This is a genomic window from Ruegeria sp. O6 (genome assembly GCF_056535045.1).
Genome location: NZ_JBQERM010000001.1, coordinates 249,051 through 269,227 on the forward strand (window position 1 = coordinate 249,051; position 20,177 = coordinate 269,227).

General features: G+C 56.5%; 19 protein-coding genes and 1 tRNA gene. 9 read left to right on the plus strand and 11 right to left on the minus strand.

The annotated features are described in order from the left end of the window. Positions 1-55 precede the first annotated feature (55 nt). Together ACR0DY_RS01225 and ACR0DY_RS01230 are read left to right on the plus strand one after the other, a co-directional pair. On the plus strand, positions 56-688 hold the full coding sequence (locus tag ACR0DY_RS01225) for a DNA-3-methyladenine glycosylase family protein (RefSeq protein ID WP_480564636.1): 633 nt from the start codon (positions 56-58) through the stop codon (positions 686-688). Then, a complete protein-coding gene (locus tag ACR0DY_RS01230) occupies positions 685-1,350 on the plus strand; it encodes an alpha/beta hydrolase (RefSeq protein WP_267364470.1) in 666 nt (221 codons plus the stop codon). The genes ACR0DY_RS01225 and ACR0DY_RS01230 overlap by 4 nt, the downstream gene beginning before the upstream one ends. Positions 1,351-1,393: 43 nt before the next feature. On the opposite strand, the gene ACR0DY_RS01235 is transcribed toward ACR0DY_RS01230, so the two are convergent. Further along, the gene (locus ACR0DY_RS01235) at positions 1,394-1,819 is read right to left on the minus strand and encodes a VOC family protein (RefSeq protein ID WP_480564639.1); all 426 of its coding nucleotides are present in this window, start codon (positions 1,817-1,819) and stop codon (positions 1,394-1,396) included. 32 nt (positions 1,820-1,851) lie between these two features. Continuing rightward, a complete protein-coding gene (locus ACR0DY_RS01240) occupies positions 1,852-2,457 on the minus strand; it encodes an rRNA large subunit pseudouridine synthase E (RefSeq protein ID WP_480557910.1) in 606 nt (201 codons plus the stop codon). 213 nt (positions 2,458-2,670) lie between these two features. Here ACR0DY_RS01240 and ACR0DY_RS01245 point away from each other — a divergent pair, with 213 nt between their 5' ends. Beyond that, positions 2,671-3,258, plus strand: coding sequence for an HNH endonuclease (locus ACR0DY_RS01245; protein ID WP_480485548.1), 588 nt, complete (start codon positions 2,671-2,673; stop codon positions 3,256-3,258). On the opposite strand, the gene ACR0DY_RS01250 is transcribed toward ACR0DY_RS01245, so the two are convergent. Continuing rightward, the gene (locus tag ACR0DY_RS01250; protein ID WP_480537932.1) at positions 3,255-3,725 is read right to left on the minus strand and encodes a disulfide bond formation protein B; all 471 of its coding nucleotides are present in this window, start codon (positions 3,723-3,725) and stop codon (positions 3,255-3,257) included. The genes ACR0DY_RS01245 and ACR0DY_RS01250 overlap by 4 nt on opposite strands. Continuing rightward, positions 3,722-4,300 carry a YqaA family protein gene (locus tag ACR0DY_RS01255; RefSeq protein ID WP_480472921.1) on the minus strand — a complete coding sequence of 193 codons (579 nt, stop codon included), beginning with the start codon at positions 4,298-4,300 and terminating at the stop codon, positions 3,722-3,724. Before ACR0DY_RS01255 ends, ACR0DY_RS01250 begins: the two co-directional genes overlap by 4 nt. Before the next feature lie 145 nt (positions 4,301-4,445). Here ACR0DY_RS01255 and ACR0DY_RS01260 point away from each other — a divergent pair. From ACR0DY_RS01260 to ACR0DY_RS01275, 4 genes are all read left to right on the plus strand, one after another. Continuing rightward, positions 4,446-4,531: transfer RNA gene (locus ACR0DY_RS01260), tRNA-Leu, on the plus strand. A gap of 462 nt (positions 4,532-4,993) precedes the next feature. Then, entirely contained in the window at positions 4,994-5,962 is a 969-nt protein-coding gene (locus ACR0DY_RS01265) for a TAXI family TRAP transporter solute-binding subunit (protein ID WP_267364467.1), read from the plus strand. A 101-nt stretch (positions 5,963-6,063) separates the two neighbouring features. After that, the gene (locus tag ACR0DY_RS01270) at positions 6,064-8,673 is read left to right on the plus strand and encodes a TRAP transporter permease (RefSeq protein WP_480545555.1); all 2,610 of its coding nucleotides are present in this window, start codon (positions 6,064-6,066) and stop codon (positions 8,671-8,673) included. Further along, positions 8,670-9,101 (plus strand): universal stress protein, encoded by a 432-nt coding sequence (locus tag ACR0DY_RS01275; protein ID WP_480545556.1) that lies wholly within the window; start codon positions 8,670-8,672, stop codon positions 9,099-9,101. Before ACR0DY_RS01270 ends, ACR0DY_RS01275 begins: the two co-directional genes overlap by 4 nt. 58 nt (positions 9,102-9,159) lie before the next feature. Here the strand turns inward: ACR0DY_RS01275 and ACR0DY_RS01280 are convergent, their stop codons facing one another. The 3 genes from ACR0DY_RS01280 to ACR0DY_RS01290 are packed head-to-tail and all read right to left on the minus strand — an operon-like array spanning position 9,160 to position 13,248. Then, positions 9,160-10,200 (minus strand): lipocalin-like domain-containing protein, encoded by a 1,041-nt coding sequence (locus tag ACR0DY_RS01280; protein WP_480545557.1) that lies wholly within the window; start codon positions 10,198-10,200, stop codon positions 9,160-9,162. Further along, positions 10,190-12,604 (minus strand): FtsX-like permease family protein, encoded by a 2,415-nt coding sequence (locus ACR0DY_RS01285; RefSeq protein WP_480545558.1) that lies wholly within the window; start codon positions 12,602-12,604, stop codon positions 10,190-10,192. The genes ACR0DY_RS01280 and ACR0DY_RS01285 overlap by 11 nt, the downstream gene beginning before the upstream one ends. Continuing rightward, positions 12,601-13,248: an ABC transporter ATP-binding protein gene (locus ACR0DY_RS01290; RefSeq protein ID WP_480545559.1), complete on the minus strand. Its 648-nt coding sequence runs from the start codon at positions 13,246-13,248 to the stop codon at positions 12,601-12,603. The genes ACR0DY_RS01285 and ACR0DY_RS01290 overlap by 4 nt, the downstream gene beginning before the upstream one ends. Before the next feature lie 172 nt (positions 13,249-13,420). On the opposite strand from ACR0DY_RS01290, the gene ACR0DY_RS01295 reads away from it, so the two are divergent. Then, positions 13,421-13,855, plus strand: a complete 435-nt coding sequence (locus tag ACR0DY_RS01295; RefSeq protein WP_480472907.1) for an ion channel — start codon at positions 13,421-13,423, stop codon at positions 13,853-13,855. Here ACR0DY_RS01295 and cls read toward each other — a convergent pair. From cls to ACR0DY_RS01310, 3 genes are all read right to left on the minus strand, one after another. Continuing rightward, complete coding sequence (gene cls, locus ACR0DY_RS01300; RefSeq protein WP_480480819.1) at positions 13,852-15,264, minus strand: cardiolipin synthase; 1,413 nt, start codon at positions 15,262-15,264, stop codon at positions 13,852-13,854. The genes ACR0DY_RS01295 and cls overlap by 4 nt on opposite strands. Positions 15,265-15,288: 24 nt before the next feature. Next, positions 15,289-16,260, minus strand: a complete 972-nt coding sequence (locus ACR0DY_RS01305) for an HAD family hydrolase (protein WP_480480821.1) — start codon at positions 16,258-16,260, stop codon at positions 15,289-15,291. A 94-nt stretch (positions 16,261-16,354) separates the two neighbouring features. Continuing rightward, the gene (locus ACR0DY_RS01310) at positions 16,355-17,974 is read right to left on the minus strand and encodes an arylsulfatase (protein ID WP_480480823.1); all 1,620 of its coding nucleotides are present in this window, start codon (positions 17,972-17,974) and stop codon (positions 16,355-16,357) included. A gap of 206 nt (positions 17,975-18,180) precedes the next feature. On the opposite strand from ACR0DY_RS01310, the gene ACR0DY_RS01315 reads away from it, so the two are divergent. Continuing rightward, a complete protein-coding gene (locus tag ACR0DY_RS01315) occupies positions 18,181-18,849 on the plus strand; it encodes a Crp/Fnr family transcriptional regulator (protein ID WP_480480825.1) in 669 nt (222 codons plus the stop codon). A gap of 99 nt (positions 18,850-18,948) precedes the next feature. Here the strand turns inward: ACR0DY_RS01315 and ACR0DY_RS01320 are convergent, their stop codons facing one another. Then, positions 18,949-20,037, minus strand: a complete 1,089-nt coding sequence (locus tag ACR0DY_RS01320; protein ID WP_480480827.1) for an AI-2E family transporter — start codon at positions 20,035-20,037, stop codon at positions 18,949-18,951. Positions 20,038-20,177: the final 140 nt, after the last annotated feature.

Sequence of the window (20,177 nt, forward strand, 5' to 3'; positions counted from 1 at the left end):
TGCATCTGCGGCACATGCGCCTAACGTGCCAGTGACAACCGAGCAAGGAGAACAGATGCCCGTTGGCCGCATCATCGAAACGCCGGATTGTGTGGCGGAAGGGGCCGACTGGCTGGCCCAGAGCTGTCCGCGCATGGCCTATGCAATGGAACAGACTGGCCCATTGCCGTTACGTCGCCGTCCCGACGGGTTCGCGCAACTGCTGAGTGCCATTGTCAGCCAACAAGTCAGCGTGGCTTCGGCCAATGCAATATGGAAACGCCTGCAAGATGCCAAATTGACGGGTCCGCGAAAGATCATGTGGGCAACGGATGACGATCTGCGGGCCGTAGGGTTAAGCCGTCAGAAGATCCGCTATGCAAAGGCTCTGGCAGAAGCGCGTATAGATTACAAAGCGTTACGTGATGCCTCTGATGCAGAAATTGTGGCCACGCTGACGCAAGTGTCAGGCATTGGCGTCTGGACTGCGGAGATATACGCCATGTTCTCGCTTGGTCGCGCTGATGTGATCGCACCTGGTGATCTGGCGCTGCAAGAAGCCGCGCGCATCCTTTATGACCTGCCCAACCGCCCAACGGATAAAGAACTGCGCAAGATGGCCGAGGCCTGGTCGCCCTGGCGCTCGGTTGCGGCGCGGGTGCTGTGGGCCTATTACCGGGTTGCAAAGCAAAGAGAAGGGATCAGATGACACGGGTTTTGAATGCGCTCCGGAAAGAGCCTGTTTCGGGCGACACGCGCTCGGTTGTGGTGTTCGTGCACGGCTATGGCGCAAACGGTGCCGATCTGCTGGGTTTGGCCGACCCGCTGGGTGAACATCTGCCCGACACATTGTTCGTGGCCCCGGACGCGCCCGAGCAGATCCCCGGAATGCCCAATGGTTTTCAGTGGTTTCCGATTCCCTGGATTGACGGGTCGTCCGAAGAAGAGGCGCGCAGGGGCATGGAAATGGCGGTCGAGGATTTCAACGCCTTTCTGGATGCTCTGATGGTGGATGAAGACCTGTTGCCAGAACAGGTTGTCCTGTTTGGTTTCAGCCAGGGCACGATGATGAGCCTGTATGTCGCGCCCCGCCGCGAAGACCCCGTGGCCGGAATTGTCGCTTTCTCAGGCCGTTTGCTAGAGGCGGACCTTCTGGCAGACGAAACCGTCAGCCGGATGCCTGTACTGCTGGTGCATGGCGATGCCGACGACGTCGTCCCGCCGCAATCCTTGCCCGAAGCGGCAGAGGCCCTGCAATCCGCCGGTTTCAAAGAGGTCTATGCCCATGTCATGAAGGGCACCGGGCACGGAATCGCCCCGGACGGGCTGAGTGTGGCTCTGGCCTTCATGCGCGACAAGCTGAGCCTTTAGCCAGTAAGGTCAGTTCAGCGGAACACGGTCGTTTTGTATGGGTTCAAGACCAAAGATGGGCTTCCGCAAATTCGATTGAGTTTCCGGCCGGGTCGCGCACGTACAAGGAACGTGCGCCTCCGGGCCAGTCGAATTCTGCATCTACGGGGACATTCCAGTCCAAAAGGTGCTTGCGCATTACCGCGATTTCATCTCGGGTCAGTACAAGACACACGTGTCCTGCACCACGGGCGCCGTGGGACGGAACAGGCATGTCCGGGTTCAGGGGCGGCTGTTCCGTCTGTTCCGGGTTAAAGATCAACAGGACCGATCCGCCAATTCGGTAAAACACGTGGCGGTCGGCGACACGCTGAATGCGTTCCAGGCCCAGTACTTCGCCGTAAAACTGTTCCGCTGCGTCCAGATCATCGACATAAAGCGACGCTTCCAGAATCGCCGAAGGGGCCGGTATTCCGGGGGTTAGTTTCATGACCCGAGTTTAGCAGATCAGGGCAGGGTATGTCACCGGCGCGGTCGACGGTCGCGTTTTCGTTGCGGTGTGGAGTTCAGGGACGGCATGGGCAGGCTGTCCCACTGGCCCGGTTCCAGGTCGTCCAATGTCCAGTCACCGATGCGGCAGCGGATCAGGCGCAGGGTCGGCAGGCCCACGGCGGCCGTCATTCGACGCACCTGACGGTTTTTGCCCTCGCGTATGGACAGTTCTATCCAACTGTCTGGTACAGTCTCGCGTTCGCGGATTGGCGGGGTGCGGGGCCACAGGTTGTCTGGCTCGTCGATCTGCCGCACCTTCGCCGGACGGGTCAGGCCGTCTTTCAACTCGACGCCGTTTCGCAGCGCTTTCAGGGCGGTTTCGTCCGGAATACCTTCGACCTGAACCCAATAGGTTTTTGCCATCTTGTGCTTGGGGTCCGAGATCTGCGCCTGCAACTTGCCGTGGTCAGTCAGCAGCATCAAACCTTCGCTGTCACGGTCCAGTCGACCGGCGGGATAAACCCCGGGCAGATCGATGAAATCGGACAGTGTACTGCGCGGAGTATCCGCATTGTCGCGGTCGGTGAACTGCGGCAGCACATCATAAGGTTTGTTGAAGCGAATGAACCAGGACATGACGTGCGCATACCCCGAAGAGTGCACCCCGCGCAAGCTGTGGATAACTGTCATGCGCTTGTTACGGATTCGCATTACCCAGTTTGCGACATATTGTGGAAAATCAGGGCTTGTCAGAGTATTAACACGATATATAGTTATACTAAGGCCGGGGCGGGTGTTCCCCGCTCTGATGTCAAAAACAGGCAGAGCAGAGCGAGGAGCGATTCTGATATGGACGGAGACTTCAGGACCGAATTTGTCAGGGAGCCTGGTGCGCTGAAGCATCATCCCGCATTGGTTTTGAACGCCGATTATCGCCCCCTGTCTTATTACCCGTTGTCCCTGTGGCCCTGGCAAGAGGCGATCAAGGCCGCTTGGCTGGATCGGGTCGACATCGTGGCCGAATACGACGAAGTGGTTCGCAGCCCGAGTACGCAGATCCGAATACCTTCGGTCGTTGTTTTGAAAGACTATGTAAAACCCAGAAAGCGCGTGGCCTTCACGCGCTTTAATTTATTTCTGAGGGACGAGTTCCGATGCCAGTACTGTGGCAGTCGCGGTGATCTTACCTTTGATCATGTGGTGCCACGCGCCGCTGGCGGGGTGACCAGTTGGCAGAACGTTGTGGCGGCGTGCAGCCCTTGCAACCTGCGCAAAGGGTCGAAATCACTGCGTCAGGCAGGAATGAACCTGCGTAAGCCGCCGCGCCAGCCTGACGCCGAAGCACTGCGCAATGTTGGTCGGAAATTCCCCCCCAATCACTTGCACGAAAGCTGGATCGATTTTCTGTATTGGGACGCGGAGCTGGACGAATTCTAGGCCCGCTCTGACTTCCACGCCGCGAGCCAGATCAGCACCAGAACAGCCGAGGCAATGGCATTCCACCCAGCCATCGAGATGTTGAACATTTCCCACGGAATATCGTCGCAGCGAACCAAAGGCGCGGACATAATCTGATCGAACAGATCGTCATTCGACATCCCAGTGATGCTGCCGGATGTGCAACTGGTCGGACCTTCCCACCACCCCTGCTCAACGCCGGCGTGATAGAACCCGATGCCCGAAGTGGCGGCGGCGGCCATTGCGCCACAGAGGGGCAGGAAACTTAGCCTTGGTAAGGCCAACGCCAAAACGCCAATCGCGATTGCGACCCCATGCGGGTAGCGCTGCCAGATACACATTTTACAGGGGGCAAGGCCGCCCAGATATTGAAAGCCGAAAGCTGCCAGCAGAAGGGCCAGGGACCCAAGACTTGCCAGTGCGATAAGTTGTGAACGTCTCGTCATAGGTATTTCACCACCAGGAAGCCGCCGAACAGGAGGACGATGAACAAGGTGAACATCAGCCCCAAGCGTTTTTCAATAAATTCACGGATCGGCTCGCCAAAGCCCCAAAGCAAGGCCGCAACAAGGAAGAACCTGAGCGCTCGTGCCAGTATCGACGTTGCGATGAATGTCCCAAGCGGCATTCCTGTCCAGCCGGACATGATGGTGATGACCTTGTACGGGAAAGGCGTCACTCCGGCGGCCAGGACCGCCCAGAACCCGAAATCGTTGAAGCGGGTGTTGAATTCTTCCATCGCATGGGCCTTGCCCATGGATTCAAGAATGGGCTGCCCCAGACTTTCATAGAAAAACGCACCAATCGCATAGCCCAGCATCCCTCCCAGAACCGAAGCCACCAGAGCAACAGTTGCAATCAGCCAGGCGCGCGACGGGCGCGCAAGGATCATCGGAATCATCAGAACGTCGGGGGGGATTGGAAAGAACGAGCTTTCGACAAAAGCCACTACGGCCAGCGCCCACAGCGCATGAGGGTGTTCCGCCAGACGAATTGTCCAGTCATAAAGCGATCGCAACATTTAGCACTCAAATCCCGTTCTCGACCCGGGAAAGCCAAACCACGCACCTGACGGCCCGTCAACCATCGCAGTGGAAACAAATGGATTATTGGATGATTTTTGCCTCTGGACCTTCCCTTTGATGGGCGCTAATCCAGTGTCCGTGGCCCAAGTGGCGGAATGGTAGACGCAGGGGATTCAAAATCCCCCGGTAGTGATACCGTGCCGGTTCGAGTCCGGCCTTGGGTACCAAAGTAAAAACAGGGAGTTAGGGGAACCTGCTTCCTGTTTTTTCTTTTCGGGCCACTTGCGTGTTCGCACACTTAATTCTTACTTTTCGATCTGGTCTGGTTCCTTTCAGTCCTCTGGTATCAACTTCTCCCTGCGAAATGGCACCATATACGACCCGCTGTTGAACCGACCTGAACAAATTTGGGAGCAAAGATCAGGAAGACCGATCTGGCGGGTATTCCTGTGTGCCAGAGGGGAAAATTCGAAATTTGCGCTCATATATGCGGATTGATGCGAGTCAGGCTGGCGCTGGCCTTGACATTGAAAGTATCTGAATGAACCCTCAAAGGGGTTGGGAGAAACTGGAAAATTCAACAGGTTGCACCTGCTGTAAGGCGGGCCGATCATCGTTATCGGCACAGTTTTATGGGCAGATGATCGATTTGAATTCCAACTGCCAGACAAAAATGTGGGAGTATTGAAATGAGAAACAGCAGCAAATTGAGCCTCGGCGCGTTTGTAACCGCAGCCATGTTGGCTCCGGCGGCTTATGCCGAAGAGTTCATTACAATCGGTACCGGCGGCGTGACCGGTGTTTACTATCCGACAGGTGGCGCGATCTGCCGTCTGGTGAACAAAGGCCGGAAAGAACACGGTGTCCGCTGCTCGGTCGAATCGACCGGTGGCTCGGTCTACAACATCAACACAATTCGCGAAGGCGAGCTGGAATTCGGTGTTGCCCAGTCCGACTGGCAGTATCACGCGTATAACGGCACCTCGAAATTTGAAGAGGCCGGTCCTTTCGAAAATCTGCGCGCCGTCTTCTCGGTCCACCCCGAGCCCTTTACCGTTGTGGCCCGCGCCGATGCAGGCATCACAAACTTTGAAGACCTGAAAGGCAAGCGCGTGAACATCGGGAACCCCGGTTCCGGTCAGCGCGGCACCATGGAAGTTCTTCTGGGCGAAATGGGCTGGACGACCGATGATTTCGAACTGGCGACAGAGCTGAAAGCGGCTGAACAATCGGCTGCCCTGTGCGACAACCAGATCGATGCTATGGTTTATACCGTTGGTCACCCGTCTGGTTCGATCCAGGAAGCCACCACAGCCTGTGACTCGGTTCTGGTGAATGTCAGCGGTGAAGCCGTGGACAAGCTGGTCAACGACAATTCGTTCTACCGTACTGCAACCATCCCCGGTGGCATGTACCGTGGTTCTGACGGCGACACCCAGACATTTGGCGTAGGTGCGACTTTTGTGACTTCGGCAGATGTGTCGGACGACGCGGTATATGCGGTGGTCAGCTCGGTCTTTGAAAACTTCGAAGACTTCAAAAAACTGCACCCGGCGTTTGCCAACCTCAAGCCCGAAGAAATGATCGCGGACGGCCTGTCGGCGCCGCTGCATCCGGGGGCCGAGAAGTATTACAAAGAAAAAGGCTGGATTCAGTAAACCAGACCTGAAGCAGGGCGCTTTTTAGGGCGCCCTGCACAACGCCTGTACCAAGCAGGTGAGTTAGAAGGTCAAAAATGGCCGCGACGGGGAGACATTTGATGAATTCCGACACTCAATCCAATCGTCCGCTTTCCGAAGAAGAGCTTCAGGATCTGGTCGCATCATCCGACGCGGGCGGGCGTAATCCTGTCGGGAATGTAGGTGTCTTCCTGGCGATTGTAGCCGCGATCTGGTCGATTTTTCAGGTTATCCTGGCGTCGCCGCTCGCGAACTACGTGTTGCCGGGCAGTGTGGTAAACAATGCGCGGCAATTCCATCTTGCCTTCGCTCTGTTTCTGGCCTTTGCAGCTTATCCGGCACTAAAGTCCAGCCCGCGTGGCTTTATCCCGACTCAGGATTGGATCATGGGCTTGGTCGGTGCGTTCGTCGCGCTGTATGGCTATTTTTTCTATAACAAGATCGTAAATGCGGGCGGTTTGGCCGACGATACGGACAAATGGGTCGCGTTGCTTGGCTTGGTGCTACTGTTCGAGGCCGCGCGACGCGCGCTTGGCCCGGCCATGGCAATTATCGCGACGATCTTTTTGGCCTATGTCTTCTTTGGCGCATCTGAATGGGTGCCGGAAGTTATCCGCTGGAAAGGTGCGAGTCTCAAAAAGGCGATGAGCCACATGTGGATCACGTCAGAAGGCGTGTTTGGCATCGCATTGGGCGTTTCCACCAAATTCGTGTTCCTGTTCGTGCTGTTTGGCGCGCTGCTGGATAAGGCCGGGGCAGGGAACTATTTCATCAAGATGGCCTTTGGTGCGCTCGGGCATCTGCGCGGTGGTCCGGCAAAGGCGGCCGTTGTTGGTTCTGCCGCAACCGGCCTGATCTCGGGCTCGTCGATTGCCAACGTTGTGACAACCGGAACATTTACCATTCCGCTGATGAAGCGAGTGGGCTTTAGCAGTGAACAGGCCGGATCGGTCGAAGTGGCCTCATCGGTCAACGGTCAGATCATGCCACCTGTGATGGGCGCGGCTGCCTTCCTGATGGTGGAATATGTGGGCATCTCATATGTCGAGGTGATCACCCACGCCTTCCTCCCTGCGGCGATTTCTTACATCGCGCTGGTCTATATCGTGCATTTGGAAGCTGTGAAGCGAAACATGCCGACTTTGGGCGACCGTGACGTGCATCTGGCGCGAACCGTTGTGGGTATGTTGGCTTTCTTCCTGGTGTTTGCAGGGCTTTGTTACGGCTCGCAATTCCCGGTCGATGCTGTAACAAGCTGGGTACCGTCTGCGGCAGGCCTGGTGCTGAGCTTGATCGTCTGCGCGGTTTATGTCGGATTGCTCTATCTGGCCGCTCAGGTGCCGGACCTTGAGCCGGACGATCCGAATGCAAAAGAGGTCACGCTTCCTGTTATCGCTGATATTTATAAGGCAGGTTTGCATTACCTGCTGCCGATCATCGTTCTGGTTTACTTCCTGATGATCGAACAGAAATCGCCGGGACTGTCGGCGTTCTGGGCGACCGCTTTGCTGTTCGTAATCCTGCTGACGCAGAAACCGCTCAAGGCTCTTTTCCGGGGGCAGAGCAATCTCAAGAACACCTTTGTCGATGGCGTCGCTGACCTGTGGCAGGGGTTGATTGATGGTGCACGGAACATGATCGGTATCGCGCTGGCAACTGCCACTGCGGGCGTGATCGTCGGCACAGTGACTTTGACGGGTGTTGGTCAGGTAATGGCTGACCTGGTCGAGTTCCTTTCAGGCGGCAATCTTATCCTTATGCTGGTCATGGTTGGGCTGCTCAGCCTGATTCTGGGCATGGGTCTGCCGACCACGGCGAATTATATCGTTGTCAGCTCGTTGATGGCCGGGGTCGTCGTTGAACTGGGCGCGCAAAGCGGGCTGATTGTACCGTTGATCGCTGTGCACCTGTTTGTGTTTTACTTCGGGATTATGGCCGATGTTACACCGCCTGTTGGGCTTGCAAGCTTCGCGGCGGCTGCTGTGTCGGGCGGTGATGCGATCAAAACCGGTTTCACGGCGTTCTTCTACAGCCTGCGCACTGTGGCACTGCCTTTTGTGTTCATCTTCAACACTGATCTTCTTTTGATCGACGTTACATGGCTTGAAGGGATCACGGTGGCCGTTTTCGCGACCATAGCGATTCTGGTCTTCACGGCGGGTACGATGGGGTATTTCCTGACCCGCAGCCGTATCTATGAAAGTGTCGCGCTCGTTCTGGTGGCATTTGCTTTGTTTCGACCAGACTTTTTCATGGATCGTATCTCGCCTCCGTTCAAATCGGTTGAACCCGCTGCATTCGAAGAAACCATTGGTCAGACACCACCGGGAACCGATGTACGCCTGGTCGTCGCGGGCCCCGATTTCGATACGCTCGAGATGGTGGATACAACTGTTGTTGTCACTGTGGGCGACGAAGAAGGAGGGGTCGCACGGGTCGAGGCGATGGGCCTGCTGCTGGTTCCCGAGGACGGGTTGGTCAAGCTTGACGAGCCGCTGTTTGGCACGCCAGTGGCCGACGATCTGGGCATCTTTGACTACTATAGCGATGAACCCGTACGCCTGGCCTCGGTCAGCTTACCGTCCGAACAGCTGCCCAAGCAGCTGGTGTATATCCCAGCGATGATCCTTTTGGGTCTCATCGCGTTCCTGCAACGCGGCCGTGCCGCCAGACAAGGGGTGCCCGCATGACACGTTCTGTTCTGTGTGCCATTGATATCAGCAATGGTGAGATTGATGCTCCGGTCCTGCAAAAAGCCGCTGATTTGGCGGATCTGGAAGGGGCACAGTTGGATGTTGTGACTGTGTTGCCCGATTTCGGGGAAAGCTGGGTGTCCGGGTTCTTTGAATCCGATTTTCACGACAAGGCGTTGGCCGAGGCGCAGGCCAAGCTGACGGCGCTGTGTATTTCGGCATTGGGGGCCGAGCGCAATGAAAGCATCCGCCATGTCGTTGCGACAGGCACAGCCTATCAGGAAATTCTGAAAACCGCCGAAAGTGCCGGTTCCGACCTGATTGTGATCGGCGCGCATAAGCCGGATTTTAAGGACTATCTGCTTGGTCCGAATGCAGCGCGAGTGGTGCGGCATTCCAACGTCTCGGTGTATGTCGTTCGCTGACTGATTTTCCAGCACGCAAAAGATCGCGTCGCTGGTCGTGAACAAATATCGGGTGGGTTCAGTAGCCTGTCATCTCAAGATAGCCAACGCCTTCATGGCTGCCGGTTACAGTGACAGGACCTTCCCAGTATTCGAAACTGGTCCCCATCCACGCATCAGGTGTCAGGGCTGAGACCTGAATATTTATGCCCCGGTCCGCAAGATTGATTTGCCAGTGTGTCGGGATATTGCGTCCGGCGACCTCATCAGTACTCAGCGGCAAGAGGCTGATTGAGCCGTTGGGGATGGCTTCAGTACTGCCGTCTGAATTGATCCAGGTGGCCGCGGTGAAATCGCCACGATCCCCGCGCAGGCGAAAAGCCATCAGTTTGTCGCCGTCCTCAAAACTGAGCGAGAACCAATCCCAGCCCCTTTGATCCGTCGCCAAAGGTTGTGAGGACCATTCCCGATCCAGCCAGCCCTGACCGTTTACACGGACTTCACTATCCGGCAAATGCAGCACGCCTTGGACTGTATAGAAGGGTTGCGAGTAATAGTAACTTGCCTGCCCATCAGAAGATTTGACCGAATAGCCCGCGTCTCCGTGAAGAACCAATGGCCCTTGCGCAGTCAGCGAAAGGTCATAGCCGAAGTCTTTACCATTTGCCGTCAGCGACAGGCTGTCCAAATCCGATCCGGCCATGCGCCATTCATCAATCCAGGCCTCAAACGGTTGTGCTGTCACACCCGCCTGCCCAATCCCCCCGCGTGACAATCGCTCGGAAAAGAAATGAGCCTTGGGGGTCGTCACGGCAGCATGACCCATCCAAAGTTGCGGGCTTTGCCATCCGTCATTGTCATAGGGTTTCAGGGCTGACCGGAACAGGGTCCATTGAATGCCATAGTCCAGACCGTCGTCCCCTTGGAGATTGGCGGTCAGATACCACCATTCGATGCGGTAGGCCGGGTGGGGGCCGTAGTCTCTTGGGAAATCAAACTCATACCCGGCTACTGGCACGTCAAAGCCTTCGGCCGACCCGCCGAGACCTGCGTAGCCCTGCGCCCAAAGCGGTATCGGGTAGAGCCACATAAGAAGGAACAGGAGGGTCCTAACGTTCATTGGCGAACACTCTCAGCAGATCGGCGGGTGGCAGGCGCAGCATCCGTAGCGCGGGCAGGGCGGCGGCAAGCAGGGCAGCAAGAAGGGTCAGTAGAAACAGCCACAGCCAATCCCAGGGGAAGACGAACATCGGCAGGCGCCAACCAAAAGCCTGAACGTTGATCACCGTCAGCAGAACCCATGCCAGAACAAGCCCAAGTGGCAACGCCAGACAGGCGGTCAATGCCGCCAGCAATAAGCTGCGCAACAGTTCCAGCCCTGCAAGTTGCGCCCTGTTTAGCCCCAGCGCCCAGACCGGTGCGATCTGTGGCAGGCGCTGGGTCCACAGGGTCAGTAGACTGGTGAGAATGGCAAATCCTGCCACGCCGAGGGTCAGCACATTCAAGGCCGAGGTCACGACAAAAGTCTTCTCAAATATCGACAACGACTGCGCCTTCATTGCAGCTTGCTGTACGACAGACTGACGTGGAAGATTGAACCGTTCCCTTAAGGTTTGCACCATTTCGGTTGCGTTTTCGGGGTTTAGACGAATGCCAAAGCGGCGGGCCTCCGTACCCGGAGCGATCCGGTTCAGTTGGTCCATCGATACGATGGCTTGCCCGGTAGGATTCCCATAATCCGAATAGACCCCGGCGATGGTCAGGATGTGGTCCCGCGATAAGGCCAAAGCACCGCCGGGCCAGAGATCGGCACGCCGGGCCAGTTGCTCGTTGATCAGAACCGCACGTCCGGCCATGACGTCATCCCATGCATTCGGGCTTGAGGTGATCACCGGCCAGTTCTGCCGATAGACCGGATCATCCACGACACCGTAAAGAAACAGAGGCCCCGTTTCGTGCGACAATTCCACATTTCGGATTGGCAGAATGGCTTCGACCTGAGGGCGCAGCCAGTCGGTAATCTCCTGCCCCTGATCGTCGTCGCTGGCAGTCAGGTAGAGTTCTGACGTCAGGCGCTGGTCAAGCCACCCGACGAATGTCAGCCGGAAGCTGGACACCATCGTGCCTACGCCGACATTCGCCGCCAAAGCCAGCAACAGGGCCATCAGGGCAAGTGACAATCCGGGCAGTTGTGCCCGCATATCCGCCCAGACCCATTGGGCAACAGGCCCCCGCGCTGTGTTGGCGCAGAATGAAAGCACTACTGACAAAAGCGCAGGCAGCATCAGCGCTGCACCGGTCAGCAAGCCAGCCAACAGGGTAAACCCGGCGATCAGCCCCCCGAAACTGACATAGGCCAAACCGCCACCCAGGATCATCACCAATCCGAATGCCGCTGCAAGATGGCGCGCACGGGGGTCGCCCCGCCACGCTTGAACGCCCGAACTTGTCAGCAGGGGCATACGCGACAGGCGCCACAATGCGTGGCCGCTGGCCAGCAATGTGCCAAAGACTGCCATGGCAATCCCAGCCAAAAACCATTCCAGTTGCAGCGTCAGTTGCCCTGTTACTGGTGCGCCGTAAAGGCCACGCAACGTGGCCGCGACATCGGGCAGAAGTGCTCCGGCCAGAAAGAAGCCCAAAAGCAACCCGACGAGCCCACCGATCAGGGCCAGAAAAGTCAGTTCAGCAAGGATCAGCCAGACCAGTAATCGCATCGAGACACCCAGTGCCCGCAGCGAACGGATGATGCCTCTGCGTTGTGCAAAGGCCAGCCCGACCGTGCCGTTCACGATAAAAAGGCCGACCGCAAAGGACAGCAATCCAAAGGCTGACAGGTTCAAATGAAAACTGTCGGTCAGCCGAGCAGTGTCGATCTTTTGTGAAGGGCTGGTACGTTCCAGCTCAGGCGTGATCGTGGTTAGGGACTGAAGCCCGCGCGGCTGATCGGGCAGAATAATGAGCCGCGAGATTGCACCGGGCTGATTCAGAAGACGTTCGGCAACGCCGATATCCGTCAGGATCACATCCGGCGGCAGCGCAGAAGTACTGAGAACCGGGGGCAGAGTGTCCTGATCGCGCAACAAGGGCTCCAATTCTGTCGAAACCAGCAGGCGGCCCGGAGCAGTCAATATGTCCGCCGGGTCGGGCGGCGCACCGCTTTGCTGGGCCTCGGTAATTGCGGGCAAGGCGGGATAGGCCACCATATCCACGCCCATCAAACGCAACGTACGTCCAGCGACCCGATAAGGGCCTTCCAGTACGGCGGCCACCTGCCATCCCGCGCGACGCAGATCGACATAGCGGGACATGGGGATGAAACCGGCTGGATCTCGCAACTCGTCAAACTGCCCAAGTGCCAGCTGGGCGTTGGCACGGGAATAGCTGGCGCGGGCTTCGGCATTGATGGCCTGAACAGCGGACCACAAACCAGTTGCCAGGGCGATACCGATTAGCAGTGTTGCCAGTTGCAACCGGTGCACCCGCCAATGGGACAGCAGGGCCTGGACGACGGCCAATGTCATTGGATGCACCCGCCGCTCAGCCGTAGGTGCGTGTCCAGACGGGCCGCGATCTGCGGGGAATGCGTCACCAGTAGTAAAGCCGCGCCAGTATCAGAAACAAGTGACAGCATCAGGTCCAGCACTTTGGCGCTGGCGGTTTCGTCAAGATTGCCTGTCGGCTCGTCCGCCAGCAACAGTTTCGGGCGCGCGGCCATGGCCCGTCCTATGGCCACCCGCTGCTGCTGGCCGCCCGACAAGCTTTCGGGGTAGCGGTCCAGCAGATCCGAAAGCCCAAGCCGGTCTGCCAATTGCCCGGACCATTGGGCATTTTCGGTACCTGCAAGGCGGGCATGAAAGGACAGGTTTTGCCCCACGGTCAGCGATGGGATCAGGTTGAACTGCTGGAACACAAGCGAAACCTTTCTGCGCCGCAACCCGGCCCGGCCCGCATCATCCAAAGGGGACAGGGGCGTGCCATCCAGCGTAATCTCGCCTCTGTCGAAACTGTCCAGGGCGGCGGCCAGATTCAGCAAGGTGCTCTTACCGCTGCCGCTTTCACCGGTCAGAGCAAGCGTTTGTCCCTGATCCAGTGTCAGAGACACATCGCGCAGAACGGGCCGCCCGCCGGGGTAGGTTTTCTGAACTCGGTCGATGATCAACAGCATGAAGCGCCCTTTTTTGCACAGGATGTGCGTTGGACTTCCCAACTGTCCAGTGCAGACCTTACTCCGGTTCCTTTCGCCGCAGGCTACTTCATCTGGCGGCGGGGTTGTGCCTTGTGGTTCTAAAGGTCATTGTGCCCAGGCAATCCATGGTCGAAATTCAGGGTGAGAATACATGACGTTGCTGCATCAGATCGTTTGGGGCAGTACCTTTCTGGGTATTTGCATCCTGATCGAGATTCTCTTTCTGACCTGGTGCACGATGTCCATAATCAAGATGGATAAAAAATGGGTCACACGCGGGGTGTTTGTGGCAACCGCGGGGCCGATTGCTGTTGCCTTGGGGTTCATTATCGCGACGCACACCATACAGGTCTGGATTTGGGCTATCGTCTGGGTATTGCTGAATGTGCTGCCGGACTGGAACTCGGCCATCTATTTCTCGTTGGTGACGTTTACGACGCTCGGATACGGCGACATCGTTCTGGGTGAAGGGCTGCGCATCTTCGGCTCGTTTGCTTCGGTCACCGGGCTGTTGGCGTTTGGATTGTCGACCGCGTATCTGGTCGCATTGATGACCCGCGTTTTTCAGGAGAAGTTCTTTTCCTAAAGGATCGGTGCAAACAACCGCGCCAGTGGCGCACCAAAGCGGATGTGGGCCGGTTGTTGACGCAACCTGCGGGTCAGTTCGTAACTAGATTCGAAATCTTGTTGTAGCATCTGGTCGACGGCCTGCGCAGCCCGGGCATCAAAGAACAGCGCCATTGCTTCGAAGTTGAGGCGGAAGGATCGGTTGTCGAGGTTTGTTGTTCCAACAGCGGCCAGCGTCTCGTCAACAACGAACGCCTTTTGATGCATGAACCCACCGGTATAGCGGAACACGCGTACGCCGCAGTCGCGGATTTCATCGAAATAGGCAAACGCGGCCAGCCAGGGCAGGCGATGGTCGATCATGTCAGGAACAAGGATGCGTACATCCACACCGCGCATCGCGGCATGTTGCAGGGCTGTCATGACATCGATGTCGGGTACGAAGTAAGGCGACGCAATCCACAACCGTTCTTTTGCCTCGGCGATTGCCGCAAAGAACATCATGGCGCCAGTTTCGGTTTCGTCTCCGGGCCCGGTCGCAACCAGCAGGGCATTCATGTTCTGTTCGGATTCACTGCCCGCCCAGTCAAGTTCATCGATCAGGTCTTCGTTATGTGCCCAATGCCAGTCTTCGGTGAAGATAAGCTGCAATTGCCGGACGACATGACCGGACATCATGATGTGAGTGTCGCGCCAGTGGCCGAAATGCGGGTGTTTGCCCAGATATTCCTCGCCTACATTGTGCCCACCGATAAAGCCTGTCTCGCCATCGATAATGACGGTTTTGCGGTGGTTTCGGTAATTCAGCTGAAACCGAAAATTCGGGCCGCGTTGTTGACGAGGGTCGGCGACATCAATCCCGGCTTCACGCATGGTATCCAGATACGCGCGCGGCAAACCATAACTGCCGACTGCATCGGTCATGAAACGGACGTGAACCCCACGTTTCGTCGCCTCGATCAGCTTGGATTGCAGTTTGCGGCCCAGTGCGTCGTCTCTGATGATGTAGAACTGAATGAGGATATAGTTCTTGGCCTTGTCGATGGCGTCGAAAATGGCGTCGAATGTGGCGTGCCCGTCAACCAGCAGCCGGGCACCGTTTCCGCTGGACACAGGAAGATGCGCCAGAAACTCGAATGGGCGCGGATTGATCGACATAGACGAGGGATCGGGCCTTGAGTAATCGGCAAAGGTTTTGATCCCTTCAACAACCCGCTCACTTTTCTGGCGCGCGATGCGATATCCGTGAAAGCGATGGTGTCCCAGAAAAAGATACAACGGCACCGCCAGGAAAGGTGCTGATACCAGAAAGACCACCCACCCAACTGCACCTTGCGGTGTTCGCGCGGTTTGTGCTGCTCGGATCGAAAACACAAATGCAGCCACGTACAACGTGAATACAAAGATAGATACCAGCGCTGTCCACATGGGGTCTTACATCTTTCGGGCCGTTCAGTTTGCCCCAGTGTAGATGCGTGACCAGTCTTGCGCCATATCGACAATGATCCATCCCTTGTCAGAACCCTGATCCAGCCCGTCTGCCAGCTTTCCTATTGGGCTTTCGCGGTCATAGGCCCATTCGCGTTCGGCGTCCGTGTGGTGGATCAGAATTCCCAAACGCGGGCCATCACCCGACGTTGTCCAATCCAGCATAGCGAAATCTCCGTCCGAGTTGCCTGCGGCCAGAATCGGGCGTCTGCCAATCGTGCGTTCGATATTGATCGGCTTGCCTTCCTTGTCATCGATGAAGGCTAGCCCCGGTGCCTTGATGATCGTCGGGTTGCCGTCGATCACCTTATAGGTGCTGTCTGCATAGCTCCCCAATATCTGTTCCGGCGGGATACCATATGCATCCTCGGCAAAGACGCGCATGAAATGAATGCCACCGCCGGATACGATGTAGGTCTTGAAACCTTCGTCACGTAGATAACGCAGCAACTCGACCATCGGCTGATAGGTCATCTGGTCATAACGAAGGCCGGTGTTGGGGTGGCGTTCGGTTTCCAGCCACTGCGCAACAGCTGCCTGAAATTCTTCGACGCTGGTGCCAGAATGCGATGCGTTGACAACTTCGATCAGCGCCTCATGCCCGCCTTCAAGAACGGTCGCTAGATCACCCTTTGCAGCAGCTTCCAGAGCAGGAGTTGTCAGGATCGACGGGTCCCGCTTGGCCAGATCGGCCAGACGATCCATGGCGAAAAGGAACTGAAAATACACCGGCTGTTCGGCCCAAAGCGTTCCGTCATTGTCGAATACGGCGATCCGATCATCAGGCGTCACGTAATGAGCTGAGGCAGGGTCGGTTACCTCGTCAACAAACGAAACGATTTTCGCTTTAGATTCTAAATTGTTCCATGACGGCAAGGGGTCAGCGATGGCGACCGTCGCTCCTAGCACACTGCACAATATCAAAAATAGACGCACGGATTATTCCTCAATTTTCAACCGCTAATGAGAAGGGCCGGGGCCCCGGTATCGGGACTCCGGCTTTGCTGTGTCTTGGATCAAACAGTCAGGTTCACGGTGCGCCCGGAGGTGACGTCAACTTCTCCATCACCTTGTCGAGGCTGAAGCTCGCCGCTTCCTGTCGGGGTGGGTATTCCTTGAAGGTTTCAAGGAACTGCGCGACATAGGCCTGCGCAGGTACCAGCATGTAGGCACGGTCGAGCATCCAGTCATAGTAGGTGTTCGATGTGCGGTAGCCACGCTCGTACGGGTCGCGTCGCAGGTTGGTGATCAATGGCACGCGCAGAGGGGTCAGTGGCTCCATCCAGGCGCGCAAAGTTGCCCATGCCTTCTGTTCCAGGAAGGTGATTTTCCAATCACCGAAGCGCAGTGCCGCAAGGTCACCATCGTCCGTGAAATAGAAGATTTCCCTGCGCGGACTCTTGTCTGTTTCGCCGGTCAGCAACGGCAAGATGTTGTAGCCATCCAGATGCACGCGATAGTCGCGCCCGCCGCCAACTTCGGCCACGGTGACACCTTCCAGAAGATCTTCTTTCACGGTTTCGTTGCCAGCTGCAGCCAGGAATGTCGGTAACCAATCCATATGATGCACGATCTCGTTCGACACAGCACCTTCGGTAATCTTGCCGGGCCACCGAACCATGGCAGGTACGCGCCATGCGCCCTCCCATTGGGTATTCTTTTCACCCCAGAACGGGGTCATCGCGGCATCTGGCCAGGTATTCATGTGCGGACCATTGTCGGTCGAGTAAAACACGATGGTCTTGTCGGCGATGCCCAGCTCATCCAGCGCAGTCAGGAAGTCGCCAATATGCATATCATGTTCGATCATGCCAGCCGTATACTCATCTACCTGCTTGCCGACGATTTCATTGGCCTTTGCCCATTTCTCTTCGGAAACATGCGTGCGGAAATGCATCCGGGTGCCTGACCACCAGACGAACCACGGCGTGCCGCTTTCCTCTTGTTTGCGGATGAATTCAATCGCAGCTGCCGCGGTTTCATCGTCGACCGTTTCCATACGCTTCTTGGTCAGCGGGCCGGTATCCTCGATCTCACCACCCGCTGTCGACTTGATTACACCGCGCGGGCCAAAAGCTTGTCGGAAGGTTCTGCCATCGGGCAGAACAGCATCATTGGGATAGTCGATGTTTTCCGGCTCTTCCTCGGCGTTGAGATGGTAGAGGTTGCCAAAAAATTCGTCAAAACCGTGGTTTGTCGGCAGATGTTCATCCCGGTCGCCCAGGTGGTTTTTTCCGAACTGACCCGTGGCGTAGCCTTCCGCTTTCAGAAGGCCCGCAATGGTCGGGTCTTCGATCTGCATGCCTTCCTCAGCGCCCGGCAGGCCAACTTTGGACAGGCCCGTGCGGAAAACGGATTGCCCCATGATGAAAGATGATCGCCCAGCCGTGCACGACTGTTCACCGTAGTAATCCGTGAACATCATACCTTCTTCGGCGATACGGTCGATATTGGGTGTCTGATACCCCATCAACCCCCGCGTGTAGGCCGAGATGTTGGACTGACCAACATCGTCGCCCCAGATCACAAGGATATTCGGTTTCTGGTTCTGCGCCCAGGCGGGTATGGCCAGTGTCAACGTGGCGGTTACCACGGCAAGTCGGCGCAAGTTACTGCGCCAGGTGCCGGATAGCGAACGTGGAGGTAACATGGTTTGCTCCTGATCTGAGAGGATCTTGGCGACCCCAAAGGAAATGAATCACCCGGCGTTCAAATGCATGAACAACGCGGCAGCAAAGTGTTGATTCCCATATTGAAAATCTTTGGTAGCAGGAATCGAACACCATTAGCATAGGTTACTTCTTGCGTCGGAAACTCATCATATGATTATATCGCAAAGTACAAATGTGAGACAAAATGAATAATCTGAAGCTATTACGAAACACCGGATGGTTCAGTGAACGCTCGTCAGAGTTTCAGGCCGATTTGGCAGCCCTTGGCATACCGAAATCGGTAGAGGCGGGAGAGACGCTGTACCACTACGGTGATCCGGCAAATGGAATCTACGCGATTCTCAGCGGTGGTGTGCAGATAACGGCCCCAGCGGACGATGGTCAGGAGTTCGTTTTGCACCGCGATGGCGCTGGGTTCTGGATCGGCGATCTTGCGTTGTTTGCTGGTGCACTGCGTCTGGTCAGTGTTGTCACGACGCAAGCCACTCAAGCCTTATTTTTCCCTAACCTGAGCATCTCGCGGTTGATTCAGAACAATCCTGACTACATCCGGGATTTCTATGCGTTGACGCATGAGAATATGCGGACCGCTTTGCGCATCATGGCAAATCTGGCTGTGACGGGAACGGAGAAGCGGCTGGTCTTGAGGTTGCTTCACTTGGACGAAGGGACCTCGAAAACCGAAGGCTGGATTGATGTTTCGCAAGACGATCTGGCAGCGATGATTGCTGTATCGCAGCCGACTTTGCACAGGAACCTTCACCGGCTTGTGGATTTGGGGTTAATCGAACTGGGATATGGCCGGGTTCGACTGCTGGATCGGGGCGCATTGATAGCCAGTTGTCAGACCTGAGGTTTCGGGTAGCGACACCGGCATGCGGTTCAATATACGCGGACAGGCTGGCCGCTGTGTACGGTACCCGACGAACTTAAGCCTACGCCACGCCGTGGTTCAGTTTTTCGCACGCGCCTGACTGTCCTCCTCGCCCAATTGGCCGTCCAGAGACATCATGATTGCGACCGGGCGTAAAGCAGGGATGTGGCTGAACACGATCAGGATGCAGACCGTCAGTGGCACGCTCAGGAAAGCACCGATCAGGCCCCAGACAGTTGTCCAAAAGGTCAATGCCAGAATAACTAGGAATGTCGACATGTTCAGCGAACGTCCCAGCATGGCCGGATCAAGGAAGTTACCGATCAGGAATTGAAGGGTGCCGCACCCAAATAAGATAATCAAAAACGGAACGATCGTATCAAACTGAACAAGCGCGATCATGGCTGGGAAAAACACCGCTATGATCGACCCGATCGAGGGTATGAAGTTCAGAGCAAAGGTCAAAACGGCCCAGGTTTCCGCATATTCCAAGCCAAGAACCCTGAATACAAAATAGCTGATGCCCGCTGTGATCAGGCTGATCAGCGTCTTTACCCCAACATATCGTTGCAGGCTGATCGATATGGCATCAAGCATGGTCGCAAAATCTGCGCCGGTTTGGGGGTCACCAGCCGCAAGTTGAATTTTCTTGCGAAAGGCCAGACGCTCGGCCATCAGGAACGCGACATAGAGGCTGATCAGAAAGAACTGGTTTAGCAGGGACGTAGCGCTGCCCAGCAACAGGCGTGCGACATAGGTCATGTCGATGCTGACCAGATTGTCGCGGATGAAAGTGGTGACATCGTTGCCGACAAGACCGGTTATGCGCTCAACCGCCCCGTCGAACTGGTTTTCGTAGGTGCTGACGGACCGAGCAAACTGCGTTGCCTGACTGCCCAGCACGTACATGATCATGAACAATCCCACCAGAACCACGGTCACTCCGGCGATATTGGCCAACCAGACCGGAGCACGGGTCAGCGCGGTAACGCGGTCGCTCAGCGCAATGATCAGAACGTTGACCAGCAGCGCCATGGCAAGAGGGATCAGGAAGTTCGCCCCCGCATAAAGCCCCAACACTATCAGCGTCGCGATAATGCAGGTGTCGCGGACAACAGACAGTTTTAGCCTGGGGCGAGCCGTGAAATCTTCCTGATCCGGGATCATTCAGTATCCTGTTTATCTGTTCTTACGCAGGCTGGTGATCGCCCCGCTTTTTCCAATCCTGCACCTGCAATCCGTTTTTAGCAATGCAGTCAGCCGTTTGCAGATCGGCATTTGTCACTTTGATACCGATGACGGGTTCT